Annotated in this window: 18 protein-coding genes; 3 read left to right on the top strand and 15 right to left on the bottom strand. The window is 59.1% G+C overall.

The window, feature by feature from the left end; genetic code table 11:
* Positions 1-25: 25 nt before the first annotated feature.
* The 8 genes from ACFSR7_RS20160 to ACFSR7_RS20125 form a co-directional block, all read right to left on the bottom strand.
* A complete protein-coding gene (locus ACFSR7_RS20160) occupies positions 26-520 on the bottom strand; it encodes a hypothetical protein (protein WP_378164709.1) in 495 nt (164 codons plus the stop codon).
* Complete coding sequence (locus tag ACFSR7_RS20155) at positions 501-1,061, bottom strand: MauE/DoxX family redox-associated membrane protein (protein WP_378164707.1); 561 nt, start codon at positions 1,059-1,061, stop codon at positions 501-503. Before ACFSR7_RS20155 ends, ACFSR7_RS20160 begins: the two co-directional genes overlap by 20 nt.
* Positions 1,062-1,138: 77 nt before the next feature.
* Positions 1,139-1,342, bottom strand: a complete 204-nt coding sequence (locus ACFSR7_RS20150; protein ID WP_378164705.1) for a hypothetical protein — start codon at positions 1,340-1,342, stop codon at positions 1,139-1,141.
* A complete protein-coding gene (locus ACFSR7_RS20145; protein ID WP_378164703.1) occupies positions 1,308-1,784 on the bottom strand; it encodes a TlpA family protein disulfide reductase in 477 nt (158 codons plus the stop codon). The genes ACFSR7_RS20150 and ACFSR7_RS20145 overlap by 35 nt, the downstream gene beginning before the upstream one ends.
* 15 nt (positions 1,785-1,799) lie before the next feature.
* Complete coding sequence (locus tag ACFSR7_RS20140) at positions 1,800-3,599, bottom strand: ATP-binding cassette domain-containing protein (RefSeq protein WP_378164701.1); 1,800 nt, start codon at positions 3,597-3,599, stop codon at positions 1,800-1,802.
* Positions 3,599-4,075 (bottom strand): hypothetical protein, encoded by a 477-nt coding sequence (locus ACFSR7_RS20135; RefSeq protein ID WP_378164699.1) that lies wholly within the window; start codon positions 4,073-4,075, stop codon positions 3,599-3,601. Before ACFSR7_RS20135 ends, ACFSR7_RS20140 begins: the two co-directional genes overlap by 1 nt.
* A gap of 15 nt (positions 4,076-4,090) precedes the next feature.
* Positions 4,091-4,375, bottom strand: a complete 285-nt coding sequence (locus ACFSR7_RS20130) for a helix-turn-helix domain-containing protein (RefSeq protein ID WP_378164697.1) — start codon at positions 4,373-4,375, stop codon at positions 4,091-4,093.
* On the bottom strand, positions 4,318-4,671 hold the full coding sequence (locus ACFSR7_RS20125) for a sigma-70 RNA polymerase sigma factor region 4 domain-containing protein (protein WP_378120050.1): 354 nt from the start codon (positions 4,669-4,671) through the stop codon (positions 4,318-4,320). Before ACFSR7_RS20125 ends, ACFSR7_RS20130 begins: the two co-directional genes overlap by 58 nt.
* Positions 4,672-4,879: 208 nt before the next feature.
* On the opposite strand from ACFSR7_RS20125, the gene ACFSR7_RS20120 reads away from it, so the two are divergent.
* Positions 4,880-5,878 carry a M15 family metallopeptidase gene (locus ACFSR7_RS20120; protein WP_378164695.1) on the top strand — a complete coding sequence of 333 codons (999 nt, stop codon included), beginning with the start codon at positions 4,880-4,882 and terminating at the stop codon, positions 5,876-5,878.
* A 475-nt stretch (positions 5,879-6,353) separates the two neighbouring features.
* Here the strand turns inward: ACFSR7_RS20120 and odhB are convergent, their stop codons facing one another.
* The 5 genes from odhB to ACFSR7_RS20095 form a co-directional block, all read right to left on the bottom strand.
* Complete coding sequence (gene odhB, locus ACFSR7_RS20115; protein WP_378164693.1) at positions 6,354-7,619, bottom strand: 2-oxoglutarate dehydrogenase complex dihydrolipoyllysine-residue succinyltransferase; 1,266 nt, start codon at positions 7,617-7,619, stop codon at positions 6,354-6,356.
* Between the two features lie 6 nt (positions 7,620-7,625).
* Positions 7,626-10,499, bottom strand: a complete 2,874-nt coding sequence (locus ACFSR7_RS20110) for a 2-oxoglutarate dehydrogenase E1 component (RefSeq protein WP_378164692.1) — start codon at positions 10,497-10,499, stop codon at positions 7,626-7,628.
* A gap of 426 nt (positions 10,500-10,925) precedes the next feature.
* A complete protein-coding gene (gene sdhB, locus ACFSR7_RS20105; RefSeq protein ID WP_378164690.1) occupies positions 10,926-11,699 on the bottom strand; it encodes a succinate dehydrogenase iron-sulfur subunit in 774 nt (257 codons plus the stop codon).
* A 3-nt stretch (positions 11,700-11,702) separates the two neighbouring features.
* On the bottom strand, positions 11,703-13,460 hold the full coding sequence (gene sdhA, locus ACFSR7_RS20100) for a succinate dehydrogenase flavoprotein subunit (RefSeq protein ID WP_378164689.1): 1,758 nt from the start codon (positions 13,458-13,460) through the stop codon (positions 11,703-11,705).
* A gap of 18 nt (positions 13,461-13,478) precedes the next feature.
* On the bottom strand, positions 13,479-14,144 hold the full coding sequence (locus ACFSR7_RS20095; RefSeq protein WP_378164687.1) for a succinate dehydrogenase cytochrome b558 subunit: 666 nt from the start codon (positions 14,142-14,144) through the stop codon (positions 13,479-13,481).
* Between the two features lie 144 nt (positions 14,145-14,288).
* Here ACFSR7_RS20095 and ACFSR7_RS20090 point away from each other — a divergent pair, with 144 nt between their 5' ends.
* Both ACFSR7_RS20090 and ACFSR7_RS20085 read left to right on the top strand, forming a co-directional pair.
* Entirely contained in the window at positions 14,289-15,197 is a 909-nt protein-coding gene (locus tag ACFSR7_RS20090) for a LysR family transcriptional regulator (RefSeq protein WP_378164685.1), read from the top strand.
* A 180-nt stretch (positions 15,198-15,377) separates the two neighbouring features.
* Positions 15,378-16,016 (top strand): 3D domain-containing protein, encoded by a 639-nt coding sequence (locus tag ACFSR7_RS20085; protein ID WP_378164684.1) that lies wholly within the window; start codon positions 15,378-15,380, stop codon positions 16,014-16,016.
* Positions 16,017-16,103: 87 nt separating this feature from the next.
* On the opposite strand, the gene ACFSR7_RS20080 is transcribed toward ACFSR7_RS20085, so the two are convergent.
* Both ACFSR7_RS20080 and ACFSR7_RS20075 read right to left on the bottom strand, forming a co-directional pair.
* Positions 16,104-16,943, bottom strand: coding sequence for a polysaccharide deacetylase family protein (locus tag ACFSR7_RS20080; protein WP_378164682.1), 840 nt, complete (start codon positions 16,941-16,943; stop codon positions 16,104-16,106).
* Positions 16,944-17,023: 80 nt separating this feature from the next.
* Positions 17,024-17,680: a potassium channel family protein gene (locus ACFSR7_RS20075; RefSeq protein ID WP_378164680.1), complete on the bottom strand. Its 657-nt coding sequence runs from the start codon at positions 17,678-17,680 to the stop codon at positions 17,024-17,026.
* Between the last annotated feature and the right edge of the window lie 101 nt (positions 17,681-17,781).

The raw sequence follows: 17,781 nt of genomic DNA, 5'->3' as shown, positions 1-17,781 counted from the left end.
AACCTCGCTTTCCGAACCATTTGCTTCATTGTAGCAGGCGGTCCACAGCGGCATCAGCGGCTGCGGAAGGGGATTCGACCCCGACCTTTGGCCAGGGCGGGCCCAGCCTCTCCATGTAGGGCAGCAGCTCATAAACCAGCTCGAAGCGCCGGCCTCGGCGCATTGCCAGGTATGAGCGTTCATTCAGGGCTCCCCTCCGGAATGGCAGCAGCTCCTTCCCGCTCACCGGTCTTCGCCAAGCTGCGCGCTTCAGTTCGGCCAGCCACGATGGGCCGGCCACGATGACATGCCAGCTTCGCGGGGCACTTCTTATCCGTGCGACAAGTTCCGCGTCCGCGCCTTGCTGCGGCTGCACGACGAGCACGGCTTGCGGCTCGAACCCCGCGACGGCAGCCGCCTGCGCGAACAGCTCCCGCAGCAAGCGATGTCTCGCCCGCGCTGACCGACGATACGTCAGCCATGCCATCGCTGCGACGATACCGGCCAGAACGGCAACCGCCTTATCCGGAGACATGCCCATCCCCAATCCTCCCTTCTCCGCTTTCCTTTTGCAGCTTGTGCGCTTCGAGCAGCCAGACTGCCGCCGCGACGGCTAGCACGAACGCCGCGCCCCCCGCTCCCGACGCAGCCGGCCGTTCTGTCATCCAACCGGCAATGGCGATCACGACGAAAATTGCGTTGCGCAGCATCGGGCGCTTGCCGAGAGGATGGTTCGCGCCGAAGCAGGCACAGCGATCCGCCCCGCTTTCTAGTTCTGCGTTCCCTCTTGCATTCCGCTTGCGGCGCCGGCTCAACCCTGTCATGCCCAGCAGGACAAAGATTGCAGCAGACTCTTTAACCCCCTCAAGCCTTCCGCCTGCAGCGAAGGCTGCCGCAAGCGCCCATTCCAAGACCAGCACCGACCACGCCGCACCCGGCACAAAGCGTGCGGGCAGCAGCTTGTATGCCATTATTTCCAGGCGCATATCTGTCATGGCCTGCCCTTTGCCATAAGCCGAAGCCGCAAAAACGGCAGCCATTGCAAGATCGCAGAGCCAGGCCATTTCATTTTCCCAGAACATCTTGCAATTCCTCCCTCAATCGCGAATGTTCGAAAAAAAGCAAGAAGCCGGGCTTTCGCCCGGCTCCCGTCGCGCCATTAAGCGCAGCAGCCGCCCTGTTGGTCGCAGTTCACATACGCTACGTCATAGGGCACGTAGTTGTTGACGCATTGGATCGTCTTGTTGATCCAGTATTCCTTCGGGTAAGTCGTGCCGTTTGCGGAGCAGGTTTTGGCGACGCAATACGTGTATTGCGGAATCTCGCCGTCAAGCGTGTAGTTCGTCGGGCATACGCAAGCCATATTTTTCACCTCCTTTCATGAGCAGTCCTTCGGCAAGCCGCCTGATCTCGGCCTCGTCGTGAACGGCAGCAGCACGTGCGACCTTTCCGTCGCCGAGGTCAAAGATGGCCAGCGGATACGTCCGCACGCCCAGTACGTCGAGCATGTCTCTGGCATTAACCGGATACACGGGGAACGTCCACGCGAAATAGTCCGACATTTCGCGAACGTCGCCCGGATCGCCGGCAACAATCAGGATGAACCGATATTCCGGAAGCGCTGCGCTTGCCTGCGCCAAATGCGGGAACAATTCGATGCAATCGGCGCAATAAAGCGAAGCGAACACCAATAACCTCGGCTGTCCGTTCGGCCCCGGCGCTCCCGCCCGTCCCAGATCGGGAACAGCCATACCGGGCCGCGGAATGTCGGGCGTTCGCCCGCCCGGTTTTAATCGCAAACTCATAGCAGTCCACTCCTTTTATAAAGTCGGTGTATTGTGAAGCTCCTGCTGCTCCTGCCATACTTGGGCATAGCGCGCTTTTAATTCCATCAGCGACTCGTGATTGCCGTCCTCTACGATGCGTCCCTCTTCCATCACCCACACCCTGTCCGCTCTTCGAGCCAGGGCAACGCGGTGCGTGACGAACAGCACGGTTTTGTCCGCGCAGCGTTCCCAGATTGCATCGATCAAGGCGGTCTCGCTCAGCGGATCCAGCGCCGAAGTCGGCTCGTCCAGCACGAAGAGTTCCGCATCCGCATGCAGGAACATTCTTGACAAGGCCAGCTTCTGCCACTGCCCGCCCGACAAATAAATCGAGCTGCCGTCGATTTGACCGAGCGGCGTATCGGGACCGTGTCCCGTCGCCAGTTCGCCGAGCCCCGCCATCTTCAGCGAATTCCGAAGCTTTGCATCGTCTGTTAATGCGGCAGCATGGCCTGCGGCCATATTTTCCCGCACCGTGCCTTGATAGCGTACGAAGTCCTGGAAGAGCACATGGACACGTGCAAACATGCTGCTGCGCCCGAATGCGCCTACAGGTACATTGTCATAGCGAACGGGATTACCCTCGGGGACGTACAAACCCAGCACGATTTTGAGCAAAGTGGACTTGCCCGAGCCGTTACCGCCCAAGATCGCGATCTTTTCTCCCCTGCGTATCTGCATCTCGCCAATATCCAGCGCAGGCTTGTCCCGGTTCGGATAGGTGTAACGGAGGGCGGGGATCGAGATCAGCTTGTTGAAAACAAACGGCCTTCCCCCTTGGCCTGCGGTGACGGCTTGTCGGCGGCGAAGATCGAGGATAGATGACGCCGGTTGCTTCTGCTTGGACTCCGATAAATAAGCATGCGTCTCTGCAACATCGGACCAGCTCTGGAGGACCGCGGACAAGTTCGAGGAAATCAGACTCATCGCCATCGTAATAGCCATGAATTCGCCCGCGCCCAGTCCGCGTTCGCGGACGGCCCAGGCCGCCGCACATGCGGCTGCCGCATAGCCCGCCGCGGATATCGCTTCTCCGGCGAAGCCCGCCGACAGCTGCATCCGCTGAATGCGGGTCAGGATCGCATCGGAAACGCGCTTGGCGGACAGCCACCGGTCCTTGTAGTACCGTCGCGAGCCGTGGACCGTCAATTCCTTCTGCGCCGACGAAGCCGTCAGCAGACCGTAGAGGTAGGAGGGACGTACGGATGCGCGCTGGAGCTCCCCGTTCATCACCGTCTTGCGCTTCACGAGCATGAGCGACAGACCGCCCTTCAAGCATCCGACCGCGACGGCGAGCGCGCCGACGGCGGGGTGCACGCCCGACAGGTAACGGAATCCGAGCATCGCCGTGGCCAGCTTCATCAGCAGCTGCGTCGACTGTGCGTACATTTCGAAGGGCTTGGTGGCGGCGAACCGTCGCAAGGCAAGCCTCTCCTCGTACTGCGGATGCTCCTGCTCGGCCAGGGGGAGCGCACCGGTCTCCTCGATCGATTCCAATTCGCAACTGTTGGCGTACGCCAGATGCATCCGTGACGCGCGATAAGCGGCAAAGGCGTTCAGGCCGGCGCCGAGCAATTGTATGCCTGCGAGTGCGGCAAGCGGCGCGATGAAGGCTCTCGTGTCGCCTCCGACCGCGGCATTGATCGTGCGCTCCGTGAAGGCAAGCGTCCCATAGGACTGCAGTGCGTTGCCAGCGAGTACGCTGATAGAGAGCAGCACGCCCGTTTTGTCGAAACGATATACCCGCCATACGGATGCCGCAGCTTCCGATGCGATGCGCCCGAGCTTTTTCATCAAGCTTCGGCTTCTGCAGCCATACCGTTTGCACCTAATGTGCGAGCGTGAGCCGACGCGTCAAGCGTCGTATTGAACAAGCCGGACCCGACCGCGACGCCCTCGCGATCCAGCATTATCATAAAGGGAATGACCTTAATCGGCGTCCGGTCGGCGACAGCCGAGATCTCGCACCGCTCGACGCGGACCGAAAATGGAGCAAGCTCCTGTACGAGCAGTTCAAAATCCGCATCGTTCGCCTCCGCGAGCAGCAGATACGCAAGCTCTGGGCGCTCCTCCATGAACCCGACGGCCGCATCCAAATCGCAAGCCTCACAGCCCGCGCTCATGACGAACACCACCGACCCCGACGCCGTATGCCGAAGCCATGACAAGTCGGTTTCCTCTTCCCCGCCCATAAGCGCAAGACGTTCGGGAAACGCCGTTCCCTTCGGATAAGCAGGGACGCTGCCGCGCATAAATTTTCGATACTCCATGGTCGATCCTTCTCCTTATTCGTTATTCGCGACTGCATAAGCAGCCTGCGTCTCGGCGCACAGTCCGACCGCCGCCATCTCCTCCGCTTTGAGCCGGATCAGTTCCAGCAGTTCGAGCTTAAGCGCCTGCTTGGCCTCATCCCTCGGCATGCGCATGAAGCGTGACAAATCGTCGATCTCCTGTTCAAAAAAATCAAGAATCAGCAGTTTGGCGATCTGATCGCCGTCCCCCGCGGCCTTTACTAGTTGGCGAAGCTGCCCATTTGTCGGCGTATCGCCGCGACCGCTCTTTGTTTGCATTTGTTCACCGCCTGTTGCGTAATGCCCAGTTCGCGAGAAACTTCGCGCTCTGTTTTCCCGTCTACGATCAGCTTCTGCATGACGGTTCTGCTCGGATACGATGGAATCGCCAGCAGAACCTCCTGCACGAAAAGCATGGATATCGCCTGATCCGCAGGCTCTCCCCTATCGGTTTGTTCGGCCGCGGCGATCGCGAGCTCCCGGTTTAATCGGGATCGATTGCGATATTGCATGCGCCAGGCGGCTCTTGTCAGCCGCTGTCTGAATTCCGTGAACAAGGTCAGCTCGTCGTCCATTCCAATCCTCCTTTTACCGTAGCGTTTTTTCCTTCTCATCTATGTAGGAGACTGACTTTTCCATTATACAACCATAACAAGAACATTTGTTCCTATTTATTTTAGGGAATTGGTGGTGAAGTTGATTTCATCGGCCCATTTGCGGAGTTTGTCGAAACAATTCGAACTCTATCAACGTCTAAATAGTAGAATCGGGAGGGATCGAGAAATGAAGATAGGTAGATGGCTAATCGCGGGCGTAGTCGTCGCGGTCGTCATATGGAAAGCCGACGATATTATAGGAACGGATAAACAGCAAAGCGCAGCGCCGCCGGCCGTTACGGAGACGGCATCGACTTCAGCCTCGCCTTCGGGCAGCACCGGGGGGGCGAGCGAAGCGACGGAGAGCGCAAAACCTTCCGGCACCGAGTCTCCTGCAGCCGAAACGCCGTCGTCTTCCGAAACGGCAGATCCTAACGGAACGCCAACGCCAAAGCCGGCAGCGTCCGATGAACCTTCGAATGCCTCCGAAGAGCCTGATGACAGCTCCAATTCGGACAGCCTGGACGCGCTGCTTAAGGTCAATGCGCCGGACAAAACGATCGAGGTCGGCAAAAACGGCGTAGCCGTCGTAACGAATTCCGATAGCATGCTTGTCCTGGTCAATAAAAAGCGAGAGCTTTCATCCACTTATGCGCCGGACGATCTAGTAAAGCCGGATGTCGAGTTTTCGTTTTCCGGCGATTCGCCGAAGCAGAAAATGAGGAAAACCGCAGCTAGCGCGCTGGAAAAGCTGTTCGCTGGCGCCCAAAAAGACGGAATCACGCTGAAAGCCGTATCCGGCTATCGATCCTATGCGACGCAAAAATCGATTTTCACCCGCAATGCGGACCTTAAAGGCGAAGAAGTCGCGAATCGCACGAGTGCAAGGCCGGGCCAAAGCGAGCATCAAACCGGTCTCGCGATGGACGTCTCCAGCGCAAGCGCGAACTACGAGCTGGAGCAAAAGTTCGGAGACACCAAAGAAGGAAAGTGGCTTGCGGCACACTGCGCGGAATACGGCTTTATCATCCGCTTCCTTAAAGGCGAAGAGGACGTAACCGGTTATTCGTACGAGCCATGGCACGTCCGGTACGTCGGCAAAGAAGCCGCTAAACAGATTATGAAGCAAGGCGTCACACTTGAAGCCTATCTCGAGGCCGCCGCAAACGGTGCAACCAAAGCTTAATCGGAACGGAAAGAACGCTCGTCATCGCGGGCGTTCTTTTTATATTGTGGAAGAAGGAACGAAAATAAACTGTAATTTACGCATTTTAACGGTATCCCCTTTGCTCAGGGACAAGCTCACTTCCGCACATTTGCACGGTATCCCATTCGCTCAGGAATGACCCGATTTTTGCGCCTTTGAACGGTATCCCGTTCACTCAGGGTGCCCCTGATCATCCTTTCATCATTGCCTTTCAAATTTAAAAAATAGGTTCTGCGATTGCTTTAGAAGTGAATCTGTCGCTTCTAATTTCATATGAGCTGGTCACGCATTTTGGGATGCAACCACTTAATACGCAGCGTCCCTGTGTGAAGGGGATATCGTTCAAATGTCGAAAAAGGATGTTTTTAAACTAAATCAGTCCGAGGAGGTTAATTGGCCTGGAAAATCAAAAAAAGCCCCGCAAAATTAAGCGGGGCTCCAGTTTATAGACCAATCAGCCTTGCAGCAGCAGCGTTTCCGGATCTTCGAGCATTTCCTTGACAGCGACCAGGAAGCGGACGGCTTCGGCGCCGTCGACGATACGATGGTCGTAGGAAAGCGCGATGTACATCATCGGACGGATCGCGACTTCGGTGTTGTTGTTAACCGCGATCGGACGGTGCTGGATCTTGTGCATGCCGAGGATGCCGACTTGCGGCGCGTTCAGAATCGGGGTCGAGAGCAGCGAGCCGAATACGCCGCCGTTCGTGATCGTGAACGTGCCGCCTTGCAGGTCGGACAGTGCAAGCGCGTTGTTGCGCGCCTTGACGGCCAGATCGGCGATGGAGCGCTCGATCTCGGCGAAGCTCAGGCGGTCGGCGTCGCGAACGACAGGTACGACGAGACCTTCCTTGGCGGATACGGCAATGCCGATATCGTAAAATTGCTTGGCGATAATGTCTTCGCCGTCAATCTCTGCGTTAAGCAGCGGATACTGCTTCAGCGCGCCTACGACAGCCTTCGTGAAGAAGGACATGAAGCCGAGATTGACTTCGTTCTTCTCCTTGAAAGCGTCCTTGCGGCGCTTGCGAACGTCGAGGATTGCGCTCATGTCGACTTCGTTGAAGGTCGTGAGCATCGCAGCCGTGTGTTGGGCTTCGACGAGGCGAGTGGCGATCGTCTGGCGACGGCGGGACATTTTCTTGCGCTCGTACGGCTTGGCCGATTGGAAAGCCGCGGCTGCCGGAGCCTTGGCAGCAGGGGCCGCCGGAGCTGCGGGAGCTGGTGCCGCTGCAGGTTGCGAGCCGGCCGCGCGTACGTCCTCGGGGTAAATACGACCGAGCGGATCGCGCGCAGGCGTCTGGCTCAGATCGATGCCTTGCTCGCGAGCGAGCTTGCGGGCCGCCGGCGTCGCGGAAGGTTGTCCCGCGGATGGCACGGCAGCAGGCGCAGACGCTGCAGGAACCGCAGCCGGAGCCGGCGCTGCTGCAGGAGCCGGCGCTGCCGCAGGGGCAGGCGCAGCAGCAGGGGCCGCCGCTCCGCCTTCGCCTTCGGCAATGCGCCCGATGACTTGGCCGATTTGAACGTTATCGCCTTCGCCGAACAGCAGCTCGGTGACGACGCCTGCTTGCTCGGCGCTAATTTCCAGGTTAACCTTGTCGGTCTCGAGTTCGAGCAGCAGATCGCCCTGGCTTACTTTGTCGCCTGCTTTGACGGCCCATCGCGAGATGGTGCCTTCCGTAATCGATTCGCCCATTGCCGGTACTAGAATATCTGCCACTGCAGCTTACCTCCCCAAATTGTGAGTCAACGTCGGACTCTGCTTCAAAGATTGCGTCACGATATAATTCTGCTCATCCGCATGTACGTCAGCGAACCCGGTAGCAGGGCTCGCACGGTCCGGACGGCCGATATACTTGACTTCCGCGCCGGTCGGCGCGATCTCGCGGATGCGCGATTCCATAAAGGTCCAGGCACCCATATTGCGAGGCTCTTCTTGCGTCCAGACGACTTCCTTGAGTTTCGGGAAGCGAGCGAACACCTTCTTGATCTCCTCCGCCGGGAACGGATACAGCTGCTCCACGCGGATGATATGCAGCCAGTCCTTGTTGCTGTCCTTGTCCTTGGTCAGCGCGTCTTCCAGATCGATGGCAACCTTGCCCGAGCAAAGAACGATGCGCTCGACGCGGTCCGGCTTCGCACCGAGACCTGCCTGCTCGAGAATCGTCTTGAATCCGCCCTCTCCGAGCTCTGCGGCCGGCGAAGACGCGCGCGGATTGCGAAGCAGGCTCTTCGGCGTCATGACGACGAGTGGCTTGGCTTCTTCCGTGCCTGTGATCGCGGCCTGGCGGCGCAGCAGATGGAAGTACTGCGCTGCGCTGGACAGGTTCGCTACCGTCCAATTGTCCTCGGCGGACAATTGCAGGAAGCGCTCGAGGCGGGCGCTGGAGTGCTCGGGTCCCTGTCCCTCGTAACTGTGCGGCAGCAGCATGACCAGACTCGAACGCTCTGACCACTTGGCTTTGCCGGAAGAGATGAACTGGTCGATAAGCACCTGAGCGACGTTGACGAAATCGCCGAACTGCGCTTCCCAGAGGACCATCGTCTCGGGCGAATAGACGTTGTAGCCGTATTCGAAGCCGAGCACGGCGGATTCGGACAGCGGGCTGTTGTGCAAGGCAAAGGAAGCCTTCGCCTGCGGCAGCGTGTGCATCGGGCAGAACGTGTCGCCGGTATCGATGTCATGCAGCACCAGATTGCGCTGCGCGAACGTCGCGGTCTCGGCGTCCTGTCCGGTCATCCGGATCGCGCGGCCGTCCGCGAGGATCGAAGCGAACGCCAGCGTCTCCGCATGGCTCCAGTCGACTTTCTCGCCGTCGTTGAGCGAGGTGGCACGGCGCTCGAGAATCTTCTGCAGCTTGGGATACAGCTTGAAGCCCTCCGGCCACTTGAGCAGCCCGGCGTTAAGCTCGCGAAGCTTAGGCAGCGGGACGTTCGTCGGCGCGGAAGCCGTCGAAGTCTTCTGCTCGACTGCATGGGATTGCGGGCCTTCGTGGTGATCTTCGAGTCCCTTCATCTCCTCGTAAGCAGCCTTGAAAACCGCGAGCACGCCATTCTTCGCTTCCTCGAACTGCGGTTCGGTCAGCTTGCCTTCTTTGACGAGACGGTCTGCGTAAACGCGGCTTACGCCGGGATGCGCCTTGACCTTCTTGTAAACGGTCGGCTGCGTCGGCTCGGGATCGAGCGTCTCGTTGTGCCCGTGGCGGCGGAAGCCGATCAGGTCGATTAGAAAATCCTTCTTGAAGCGCTGGCGGTATGCGACCGCCATGCGGGCAATCGCGATCACGGCTTCGGGATCGTCGGCATTGACGTGAACGATCGGAATCTCGAAGCCCTTGGCCGGGTCGCTGGAATATTGGGTAGACCGGGAATCGACGCTGTCGGTCGTAAAGCCGATTTTGTTGTTGACGATGATGTGTATCGTGCCGCCGATGCCATAGGCGCGCAGCGTGCTCAAATTCATCGTCTCGGTGACGATGCCTTCGCCAGGGAACGCAGCGTCGCCGTGCATGACGATAGAAGCCGCTACATCCTTTTTCTGAACCGGATAACCGCGCTGCGTACGGTCGTCCTGCGCGGCGCGCGCGAAGCCCTGTACGACCGGATTGACATACTCAAGGTGACTCGGGTTGTTCGCCAGTACGACGCGCGTCTCGCCGCCCTGCGCATTTTTTAGTGTAGTGCGTGCGCCAAGATGGTACTTCACGTCGCCGGTGCCGCCCGGCTCGAACGTGAAGCTCCCCTCAGTCGGAGATTTCTTGCCGCTCGATGCGGAGTGCTGGAATTCGGCAAAAATCTTGGTAAGCGGTTTTTGCAAAATGTGCGCAAGCACGTTCAGACGGCCGCGGTGCGCCATGCCGATCGCGATGTCGCTGACGCCTTCGCCCGACAGGTCCTTCACCATGCGGTCGACCAATGCGATCAGCGCATCGTTGCCTTCGACGGAGAAGCGTTTGACCCCGATAAACGTCTTCTGCAAAAAGTCTTCGAACAGCTCGGCTTCAAGCAGACGCTTCAGCAGGTCGGCTCGCTCCGCTGCGCTCAACTCCTGCGCAGGTACCCGCTGCTCGGCAAAGTTGTTCAACCATTGGCGTTCTTCTTCGTCCGCAATATGGCTGAATTCGTAGGCGATGGTCCCGCCGTACACTTCCTTGAGCTTGGCAATGGCCTCGGCTCCGTTAGACACGCCGGCAGGCGCGCCTTCCCAGACGAGGTCGGCCGGCAATGCCGCCAGGTCCGCATAGGTCAAGCCGTAAGTCTCGGGCTCGAGCACTTTCGACGAAGCGACAGGTCCGATGTCCAACGGATCGATGTCCGCAACCAGATGCCCATAGGCGCGGACGTTCCAAACAAGCTTGCCCGCCAAGACCGCGTTGCGAAGCTGACGCACATCCACAGCGACAGCCGCACCCGGCGCCGAAGCGGCTGGGCTCCGGACCGAGCGCGGCGGCTCGCCCCACGCTTTGAATTGCTCGCGGTATTCTTGCGCGACCGATTCCGGATCGCGTAGATACAGTTCGTACTGCTCTTCGATGTAGCCAAGGTTCGGGCCATAATACTTCGCCCATGGGTTCTGATGGTCTTGCTCGCCATTAGCCATTTGTGTGATCCCTCGGTCTTCTATAAAAGTAAATGATCCAAACATAAACGGCAGCGTCGCCGCAAGAGCGGCTTCCGGCGTCTGCGATATCAGAAAGGGATGAATTGCATCAATCCCGCCGATTCGCGGACAAAGCGGTATCGCTTATCCTCAATGATTATAAAGCATTTGTTTGCGACATTAAAATAAGGATTTCCTATCGTTATGATCTCAAAATGAGAACGTTCGCCATCAAAAGCACACATGATGTTCAGTATGGCATTCGTATAGGAGAATTATCCCTGAACCCGCACGATGACGGGCGATTTGACCTCAACATGTCCTTACGATTACTGAAAGCGTTTAAAGCACTCATAGGTCGCGCGACAAAAAAGCCCGGAGACGGCCGACCTCGAGTCGGCGTATCCGGGCGAACGCAAGCTGCGATTAGAAGCTCAGCCAGCGCTTGAACATATGCTTGGTCGTATCGCGATTGATCGCCGCGATCGACGTCGTGAGCGGGATGCCCTTCGGGCAAGACCGCACGCAGTTCTGAGAGTTGCCGCAGCCTTCGATGCCGCTGTCGTCTTCCATGAGCGCCTCGAGGCGCTCGTGCGCGTTCATCTCGCCCGTCGGGTGCGCATTGAACAGGCGAACTTGCGAGATCGGCGCCGGACCGATAAAGCTCGACCGGTCGTTGACGTTCGGGCAAGCTTCGAGGCAAACGCCGCACGTCATGCATTTGGACAGCTCGTACGCCCATTGACGCTTGGTCTCGGCCATGCGCGGACCCGGTCCGAGATCGTACGTGCCGTCGATCGGAATCCATGCCTTGACCTTCTTCAGCGCATTGAACATGCGCTCGCGGTTGATGACCAGGTCCCGTACGACCGGGAACGTGGACATCGGCTCGACGCGGACCGGCTGCTCGAGCTTGTCGATCAGCGCAGAGCAGGCTTGACGCGGCTTGCCGTTGATGATCATCGAGCAGGCGCCGCATACTTCCTCGAGACAGTTGGACTCCCAGACGACCGGCGTCGTCTTGGCGCCGTCGGCCTTGACGGGATTCCGCTGAATCTCCATCAGTGCGCTGATGACGTTCATGTTCGGACGGTACGGAATCTCGAATTCCTCCGTATAAGGAGCGGCGTCCGGTTTTTCCTGACGCTTGATGATGAACTTGACGGTGCGCTTGGCGGTCGCGGTAGCAGTGTCTGCCATCGGTTAGCCCTCCTTCTTTTTGTTCGAGGAGTAGTCGCGAACCCGCGGTTTGATCAGGGACGTGTCGACGTCCTCGTAAGAGATCTGCGGGCCTTCCGACGTCCAGGTCGCCTTGGTCGTCTTCAGGAACTCCTCGTCGTTGCGATCCGGGAACTCCGGCTTATAGTGCGCGCCGCGGCTCTCGTTGCGCAGCAGGGCGCCTACCGTCATCGCCTCGGACAGCTCCAGCATGTTCCACAGCTGGCGCGTGAAGGCGACGCCTGCATTGTTCCAGCGGGCCGTGTCGTTGATGTTGATCTTCTGATAACGCTGCTTGAGCTCTTTGATTTTGCCGATCGTCTGCTCGAGGCGGTTATTGAACCGGACGACGGTCATGTTGTTCGTCATCCACTCGCCAAGCTCCTTGTGCAGAACGTAGGCATTCTCGTTGCCGTCCATTTTGAGGATGGACTCGTACTTGTTCGCTTGCTTGGAGCGTTCGCGTTCGAATACGGACTCGGCGACGTCGTCCGCCGACTTCTTGAGACCCTTGATATATTCGACAGCCTTGGGACCCGTCACCATGCCGCCGAAGATGGCGGACAGGAGCGAATTCGCGCCCAGGCGGTTCGCGCCGTGGTACTGATAGTCGCATTCGCCGCAGGCGAACAAGCCCGGAATGTTGGTCATCTGGTTGTAATCGACCCACAATCCGCCCATCGAATAGTGAACCGCCGGGAAGATCTTCATCGGGATCTTACGCGGATCGTCGCCCGTGAACTTCTCGTAGATCTCGATGATGCCGCCGAGCTTGACGTCCAGTTCCTTCGGATCTTTGTGCGACAGGTCAAGGAACACCTTGTTCTCGCCGTCGATGCCGAGCTTCTCGTCGACGCACACCGCGAAAATCTCGCGCGTCGCGATATCGCGGGGAACGAGGTTGCCGTATGCCGGATACTTTTCCTCAAGGAAATACCAAGGCTTGCCGTCCTTGTACGTCCAGATGCGTCCGCCTTCGCCGCGCGCCGATTCGCTCATGAGGCGGTTCTTGTCGTCGCCGGGAATGGCCGTCGGGTGAATCTGGATGAACTCGCCGTTGGCGTAGTGAACGCCCTGCTGATACACTGCGCTTGCAGCCGTACCGGTATTGATGACCGAGTTGGTCGTCTTGCCGAAAATAATGCCCGGACCGCCGGTCGCCAGGATGACCGCGTCGCCGCGGAACGTGACGGTATCCATGGAGCGCAGGTCCTGTGCAGCGATGCCGCGGCAGACGCCGTCGTCGTCGACGACGACGGACGTGAATTCCCAGTGCTCGAACTTCTGGACGAGACCCGCGACTTCCCAGCGGCGGACCTGCTCGTCCAACGCGTACAGCAGCTGCTGGCCGGTCGTCGCGCCCGCGAACGCCGTGCGGTGATATTGCGTACCGCCGAACCGGCGGAAGTCGAGCAGGCCTTCAGGCGTACGGCTGAACATAACGCCCATCCGGTCCATCAAGTGGATGATGCCCGGCGCCGCTTCGCACATGGCCTTGACCGGCGGCTGGTTCGCCAGGAAGTCGCCGCCGTATACCGTATCGTCAAAGTGCTCCCAAGGGGAGTCGCCTTCACCCTTCGTATTAACCGCTCCGTTGATGCCGCCCTGGGCGCATACGGAGTGGGACCGCTTGACCGGCACGAGCGAGAACAGATCGACCCGCATGCCGGCTTCCGCCGCCTTGACCGTCGCCATCAGACCTGCGAGTCCGCCGCCGACGACAATGATTTTCTGATTAGCCATTGCTGATTCTCCCTCCGATCAACCTAACAAACCGACGACAGCCGTCTGTGCCGCCGCGAACTCGTCGCTGCGGAACGCGAACAGCGACAGCAGGAACAGAGCCGCCACGATCGCGAAGATGCCCATGCAGATCCGCGAAGATACCCGCTGCGCGCGCGGACCGACCGTAATTCCCCATGCCACAAGAAAAGCCCACAGGCCGTTGGCGAAGTGGAAGACGGCGGCGAGAACCGCGATAAAGTAAATGGCGAAGAATACGGGCTGGGTCACGATATCGTGCATGTGCTGACCGATCTCTTCGTTGGTCGTGTTGCCGAGCGCCACCTGCACGCGTGTCTGCCAAATATGCCATGCGACGAACACGAACGTAATGACGCCGGTAATCCGCTGCAGCGCGAACGCCCAGTTGCGTCCGTAGCTGTACCGGCCGGTGCTGTAGTTCGACGTGAAGGCGAGGTACAGGCCGTAGACGCCGTGGAACAGAATCGGCAGCCAGATGACGAACAGCTCGAGGAAAAAGATGAGCGGCAGGCCATGCAAGCCCTTGACGCTGTCCACGAAGCCCTCCTTGCCGTGCTCGAACGCGGAGTAATTCGTCAGGGCGTGTTCGATCAGGAACAATCCAAGCGGAATCACACCCAAGAGCGAATGAATCTTGCGCGCGTAAAACGAGTTTCCTTTCATATCGGTGAGCTTTCTCCTTTCGATCCGTGCGTTGTCACGAATTCTTCACGGTTTATAGGTTACTCCATTTTCGCTTATAATGGAACTGCTTATTTATTATTAAAACTTATAACGAAACAACATAAGCGCGGAGGAACCGTCCATATGCTGGAAGATATGAGAGTATTCGCAACCGTCGTCGAGCACAGCAGCCTGAATCGGGCAGCGGAAAGGCTGAACGTTACGCAGCCGGCGCTGTCCCGCAGAATCGCGCGTCTGGAGCGAGAGCTCGGCGTCGATCTGTTCCGCCGTATCGGCAAGCGTCTCGAACTGACCCCAGCCGGGCAGTTCACCTACGAGTTCGCCCTCGAGCTGCGCAGATTCCACGGCGATTACCTGCAGCGGCTCAATGCGTTCAAGACCGCGGAGGCACCGGTCGCAACGATCGGCGCGAGCCTTACGACGCTGCAGACGACGCTTCCCGAGCTGATCACCGCCATGACGGAGAAGCATCCGAACCTCGAGATCAAGGCCGTCACCGGAAAAACGCACGAGATCGCGACGCTCGTTAAAGAAAGAAAGGTAGACTTCGGACTCGTCGCATCTTCGGTCGAGGACGATCCGTCGATCACGAGCACGCCGCTGTTCGACGATACGGTCGTCCTGGTACTGCCGCGCTCGCACTTCATCGTGGAGCGTACGCATCTGTCCATGAGCGACCTGAACGGTCTCCCGATGATCTTATTCGCACCCGGCACCTGGTATCGCAACCTGACGGACGAGCTGTTCCGCCAATACGCCGTCAAGCCCGACGTCCGCATGGAGATCGACTCGTTCGAGGCCATCGTCCGGCTGCTCGGCGCGAGCCGTGCCGGCACGATGCTGCCCAAGTCGTATTTGCGCCCGCAAATGCTGAGCGACAACGATCTCTATATCGTCCGCATCCGGGAGCTCGAGGAGTTCAAGCGCACGACCTCCCTTATTTACGGCGACCTCGCGTGGCTCGCGCCTTCGACGCGCTATTTAATTGAAGAGACGATCGCGCTGTTCGGCAGGGGCAGCCGTCAGAGCTAGCGGGGCGAATTTTCATTTTTCTCATCGTCGTCCCGTTTTTCCCGCGGTAACGCAAATGCCGGATGAGAGCGCCTCTCAGATATCCTTGGTTATCCAAGGGTGGCGTCCTTTACCACTTAACCCGATTCGAGGGATCATGCTACGCTAGGCGCATGATTTCGAACCGGAGGGTGAATACATATGCGTTTTCGTTTGGGAATGCGAGCCGCCGCGCTCGCGCTTGGAGCGGCCCTGCTGCTGCCCGCAGCCGCTTCTTATGCGGCCACGACCTATACCGCCACGGATGCCGACTCGTTCTGGACGCTGTCCAAAAAGTTCGACGTGCCGCTGGAAAAGCTGATGAGCTTTAACACAAACGTCGATCCGAAGAACATATACGCCGGCCTGAAGCTGTCGATCCCGGCACCGACAACGGCGACGGTGACCGCCAAGTCGGTCCAGAACGCTACGGTCTTGCAATCCGCGAAGATCGTCAAGACAACCTCGGGCGACTCGCTGTCCTACGCGACGGCCATCCAGATGAAGGCGACGGCCTACTCCGCCGCCATCGAAGAAAATGCCTGGGGGCCCGTCGATTACTTCGGCAACGCGCTGAAGCTGGGAACGATCGCCGTCGACCCCAAGGTGATCCCGCTCGGCACCAAGGTGTACATCACCGGCTACAGCGCCGAGGGACTGCCCGTCGGCGGCATGTACGCCGTCGCGCGAGACACCGGCAGCGCCATCAAGGGCAACCGCATCGACATCTTCGTCCCAGGGTCCCGGGACAAAGCAAGCAATTTTGGCATTCAATACGTCAATCTGTACGTCCTTAATTAGTCCGGATGCATCCGAGACCGCAGCCGCCTTTGCAAAAAGGCGATTGCGGTCTTTTTTGCGCGTCGGCCTCCGGCGGCTCTTAAGCTCTTAAGCCCGCTTCGGTCTGCGCTCCGGAATATGCAGCAGCTCCGGCACAGTGACCAATTCGTAGCCATTGGCGCGGAGCTGGTCGATGAGCTTCGGCAAGGCGTTCACCGTGCCGAACAAGTTCTGTCCTGTACCGCCGCCCGCATGCATGAGGACGATAGAACCAGGTCGCAGCCCCTTGATCGCGTTGCGCAGAACGACGCCGGCGGGAATCTGGCGCCAATCCTGGGAGTCGACATCCCAATTGACCACCGTGTACCCCCGGGACTTCGCCCACTCCAGCTGAGCGGGCCGGATGTCGCCGTAAGGCGGCCGGATCATCGTCGGCTCGAATCCGACGGTCGTCCGGATCGTCGTCCCCGTCCGCTCAATCTCACGCTTGACCTGCCCGAGATTAAGCTTGGGGAGCTCTGGATGCGAGTAGGTATGATTGCCTACCGCATGGCCCTCGTTCACGATTCTTTTCAACAGTCCGGGGTGCTTGGCCGCACGGCTCCCCACGACAAAAAAAGTGGCGCGGACCCGCTTGCGCTTCAGTACGTTCAGCACGAGCGGCGTATACCGCGAGTCCGGCACGTCGTCGAAGGTGAGCGCGACGCGACGCCCCCCCGAAGATGAGGCGCGCAGCACGAATACGCCCCTGTACCGGCGCTGCAGTTCCGACCAGCTCACGGGCGCAGATGCCGGCTTGCGCCCTTTGGACGCTGACGCGGTCACGGCAGGCGTATGTACTGACGTGCCGACGCCATTCGCTTCGGCCGGCACAAGCGTCGTGCCGGCAAACATCAGGCCGACCGTCAGCGCGGCCAGCCACCGACTCCATTTTTCTCGATGAAGCATGATCTCCATTCACTCCCGTCGCTTAGGCGGCACTGCCGTTAGCGTGAGCGAATGAAGCCCATATCATACCTTTCCCGCCTTTATTGGCCGATCGCGTCCTGAAACGCCTCGATCTGCTCGTTCGTGCCGATGACGACCATGACATCGCCTTCGGCCAGCGTGTCTGTTGCCGTGGGCGCAACGATCATGCCCTGCGGCTTGTTGAGCGCGACGATGCTGCAGCCGTAACGGCCGCGGGGATTGGTCTCCTCGATCGACTTGCCCGCAAGACAGGCCGGCACGCCCAGCTCGGCGATCGTATACTTGTCCGACAGCTCGATATAATCGAGCAGGTTGGGCGATACGAGCTGATGCGCGACGCGGATGCCCATGTCCCGCTCGGGATAGATAATGCGGTCCACGTCCATCCGCTCAAGCACACGCCCGTGCAGCTCGGACACCGCCTTGGCGACGACCTTCTTGACGCCCAGTTCCTTGAGCAGAATGGCCGCCAGAATGCTCGCCTGCACGTCGTCCCCGATCGCGACGACGCCGCAGTCGAAGTTACGGGCACCGATAGAGCGCAGCGTGTCCTCGTCCGTTGCGTCCGCGATGACCGCATGCGTCAGAATGCCGCTCATCTCCTGCACTTTCTCCTCGTCCCGGTCGACGCCGAGCACCTCGTACCCCAGCTCGATCAGTTCCTTGCCGATGCTGGCCCCGAAGCGTCCGAGGCCGATGATTACGAATTGATTCATTTTAATATTAATCATCCTTTAATTGTGGTGTGTCGAATGCACATATGGCGCGCTTCTGAACAACATGGTACAAGATTACCTATCACAATTAAAGGGTAATC

This window comes from Cohnella sp. GCM10020058, assembly GCF_042683485.1.
Taxonomy (GTDB): domain Bacteria; phylum Bacillota; class Bacilli; order Paenibacillales; family Paenibacillaceae; genus Cohnella.
This window is presented reverse-complemented; position numbering and strand designations above follow the sequence as displayed.

Bases quoted from the DNA above. Each gene is read 5' to 3' on its own strand.
- ACFSR7_RS20095 (WP_378164687.1), bottom strand. From the start codon at position 14,144: ATGAAAGGAAACTCGTTTTACGCGCGCAAGATTCATTCGCTCTTGGGT.
- ACFSR7_RS20130 (WP_378164697.1), bottom strand. From the start codon at position 4,375: ATGCAAACAAAGAGCGGTCGCGGCGATACGCCGACAAATGGGCAGCTT.
- ACFSR7_RS20155 (WP_378164707.1), bottom strand. From the start codon at position 1,061: ATGTTCTGGGAAAATGAAATGGCCTGGCTCTGCGATCTTGCAATGGCT.
- ACFSR7_RS20160 (WP_378164709.1), bottom strand. From the start codon at position 520: ATGGGCATGTCTCCGGATAAGGCGGTTGCCGTTCTGGCCGGTATCGTC.
- ACFSR7_RS20120 (WP_378164695.1), top strand. From the start codon at position 4,880: ATGAAGATAGGTAGATGGCTAATCGCGGGCGTAGTCGTCGCGGTCGTC.
- ACFSR7_RS20075 (WP_378164680.1), bottom strand. From the start codon at position 17,680: ATGAATCAATTCGTAATCATCGGCCTCGGACGCTTCGGGGCCAGCATC.
- ACFSR7_RS20135 (WP_378164699.1), bottom strand. From the start codon at position 4,075: ATGGAGTATCGAAAATTTATGCGCGGCAGCGTCCCTGCTTATCCGAAG.
- ACFSR7_RS20150 (WP_378164705.1), bottom strand. From the start codon at position 1,342: ATGGCTTGCGTATGCCCGACGAACTACACGCTTGACGGCGAGATTCCG.
- ACFSR7_RS20110 (WP_378164692.1), bottom strand. From the start codon at position 10,499: ATGGCTAATGGCGAGCAAGACCATCAGAACCCATGGGCGAAGTATTAT.
- ACFSR7_RS20145 (WP_378164703.1), bottom strand. From the start codon at position 1,784: ATGAGTTTGCGATTAAAACCGGGCGGGCGAACGCCCGACATTCCGCGG.
- sdhA (WP_378164689.1), bottom strand. From the start codon at position 13,460: ATGGCTAATCAGAAAATCATTGTCGTCGGCGGCGGACTCGCAGGTCTG.
- ACFSR7_RS20125 (WP_378120050.1), bottom strand. From the start codon at position 4,671: ATGGACGACGAGCTGACCTTGTTCACGGAATTCAGACAGCGGCTGACA.
- ACFSR7_RS20090 (WP_378164685.1), top strand. From the start codon at position 14,289: ATGCTGGAAGATATGAGAGTATTCGCAACCGTCGTCGAGCACAGCAGC.
- ACFSR7_RS20140 (WP_378164701.1), bottom strand. From the start codon at position 3,599: ATGAAAAAGCTCGGGCGCATCGCATCGGAAGCTGCGGCATCCGTATGG.
- ACFSR7_RS20080 (WP_378164682.1), bottom strand. From the start codon at position 16,943: ATGCTTCATCGAGAAAAATGGAGTCGGTGGCTGGCCGCGCTGACGGTC.
- sdhB (WP_378164690.1), bottom strand. From the start codon at position 11,699: ATGGCAGACACTGCTACCGCGACCGCCAAGCGCACCGTCAAGTTCATC.
- ACFSR7_RS20085 (WP_378164684.1), top strand. From the start codon at position 15,378: ATGCGTTTTCGTTTGGGAATGCGAGCCGCCGCGCTCGCGCTTGGAGCG.